This window comes from Rhodopseudomonas sp. B29 (genome assembly GCF_000333455.1).
GTDB lineage: Bacteria > Pseudomonadota > Alphaproteobacteria > Rhizobiales > Xanthobacteraceae > Rhodopseudomonas.
Genome location: NZ_BADD01000431.1, coordinates 1 through 2,246, shown reverse-complemented (window position 1 = coordinate 2,246; position 2,246 = coordinate 1). Strand labels below are relative to the sequence as shown.

Genomic DNA, 2,246 nt, shown 5'->3' with positions numbered 1-2,246 from the left:
AACGGGGGGGCGTTCGACCTGCTTGTAGGCCATCAGCTCGACGCCATCCCAGCGGCCCGGCGGTGGTTTGCGCACGGACCCCGGGCTGCTCGGGCTTGGGCTGCTCACCTGTCATGTCCGACTCCGCCATCTGCAACAACATGCGCCGCGACCTCCGCGGTGAATTCCACCGCCCGTTCCCTGAGCTCGTCGCGCGCCGCCAGCAGGCTGCCGCCGATCAGCAGCATGACATCGCGTCCATAGAATTGCAGCAGCTCGGCAACGCGGTCGATCGTGACGCCGCCGCCCGGCACCGGCAGGCACGGCTTCAGCCCGCCCCATGCGCCACACGCCGCGGCGGCGAGATCGCGGCAGGTCTGCGGCGTATAGGCGAAGCGGCCGCCGTGATGCGGAAACACCGTGGCGTCGGCGCCGAGCAGCCGGAACAGCTTGCCGAGCAGCAGCGGCGGCGCGATCCGCGCCGCGCCCGCCATCGCCGGATGCGCCAGCACGACCAGCCCGTCGGCCTCGCGGACCAGCGCCTGGAAGTTCGATAGTCCGACGATCATCGGGATCAGCATCACGCCGCCGATGCGCTCGCGGCGAACGATGTCGAGCTGCCGCCGCATGTCGTCCAGCGACCCGGAGACGTGCGGAGCATACAGCACGGGCCTGCCGCGCTGCTCACCGGCCGCACGCACGGCACGGCCCACCGCTGCAGCGCGCTCGGCGAAGGGGCTGTAGGCCTGATCGGCGATGCCGTGATCGTCCTTGATCAGATCGACGCCGCCGAGGGCCAGCCGCTGCGCGATCGCCGCCAGCGCGTCCGGCGACAGCCCTTGCGGCTTCAGCGCCGACGCCGTCAGCGCCCGCCCCTCTGCGCCGGTGCGTTCGCGAATTCCGGCAAGCCCGATGCGCGGTCCACCGAACGCGGTGAGATAGTCCGCCGGAAGTTCGACGTCGATCAGTTCGACGTCGCTCTGGATCGAGCAATTGCCGAACAACATGTTGAGCAATTGTCCCGCCTCCGGCGGCGCGGTCGCCGCCGCCAGCGCGATTCGGACCTTGTAGTAACCAGATGCGATCTCGGAAATCTCATCGACGCGGCCGACGATGTCATCGAGGATGCGTTGCTCCGGCACCGCATCGAGCGGACATTCGACGCTCTGCTCGATCGCAAGCCTGAGCGCGCGGTCCTCGATCCGCGAGGCGTCGCTCGACAGGTGATAGGTCGCGATGATGCGTTGCTCGGCCATGCTATCCATTCAGGCGCGCCGTGCGCCGAACCCGGCTGTGTAGCATACGCCAGATGTCAGAACCGCGACGCTATTCCAGCCGCTCCATATCACGCAGCGACGGAAACAGCTTCATCCACAGCAGCGCCACCAGCACGGTGCCGATGCCGCCCAGCGCCGCCGCCGGCATGGCGCCGAGCAAGGCGGCGGTAACGCCGCTTTCGAACTGGCCGATCTGGTTGGAGGCGTTGATGAACAGGAAGTTCACCGCGCCGACCCGGCCGCGCATCGCGTCCGGCGTCGCGAGTTGCACCAGCGAGGTACGGATCACCACGCTGACCGTGTCGGCCGCCCCCATGATCACCAGCGCGATCAGCGACAGCCAGATCCACCACGACAGCGCGAACACCACGGTGGCGAGGCCGAACACGATCACCGCCTGAAACATCCGCATCCCGACGCGGCGCTCGAACGAATGCCGCGCCAGGACGATGGTCATCGCCAGCGCGCCGACAGCGGGCGCGGCGCGCAAAACGCCGAGCCCCCACGGCCCGGTGTGCAGGATGTCGCGCGCATAGATCGGCAGCAGCGCGGTGGCGCCGCCGAGCAGTACGGCGACGAGATCGAGCGAGATCGTGCCGAGGATCGGCTGGCTGTTGCGAACGAAGCGCAGCCCTGCGTAGAGGTCGCCTGCATCCGCAGAAGCATCCCGCACCGGTCGGGCGGCGCGGACCAGCGGCACCATCACGGCGCCCGCCAGCCAGAACACCGTCATGATCAGATACGGTAGGCCAGGCGCGACCGCATAGGCGAAACCGCCGGCGGCAGGACCGCCGATCATCGCCAGCTGGGCGACGCCGCTCGACGTCGCCGTCGCACGCTGCACCGTGCCCTCGGGCACGACGGGCCGGCAGCAACGCCGCGCTGGCCGGACTTTTCGAAAGCACTGGCGGTGCCGAGCACCAGCATGGCGATGAAGATCTGCGGCACCGTCAGCCAGCCACCGTAGGTGCCGGCCGTAAGCCAGATCGC

Annotated in this window: 2 protein-coding genes and 1 pseudogene; all 3 read right to left on the bottom strand. The window is 69.0% G+C overall.

Features of this window, described 5'->3' with window-relative positions:
• Positions 1 to 104: 104 nt before the first annotated feature.
• Positions 105 to 1,235, bottom strand: coding sequence for a RuBisCO large subunit C-terminal-like domain-containing protein (locus I5M_RS15480; protein WP_022722226.1), 1,131 nt, complete (start codon positions 1,233 to 1,235; stop codon positions 105 to 107).
• 70 nt (positions 1,236 to 1,305) lie between these two features.
• Positions 1,306 to 2,100, bottom strand: a complete 795-nt coding sequence (locus I5M_RS29845) for an MFS transporter (RefSeq protein WP_376738681.1) — start codon at positions 2,098 to 2,100, stop codon at positions 1,306 to 1,308.
• A pseudogene (locus tag I5M_RS34435) lies at positions 2,052 to 2,246 on the bottom strand (hypothetical protein); the annotation flags it as partial. The gene I5M_RS29845 and the pseudogene I5M_RS34435, both read right to left, overlap by 49 nt.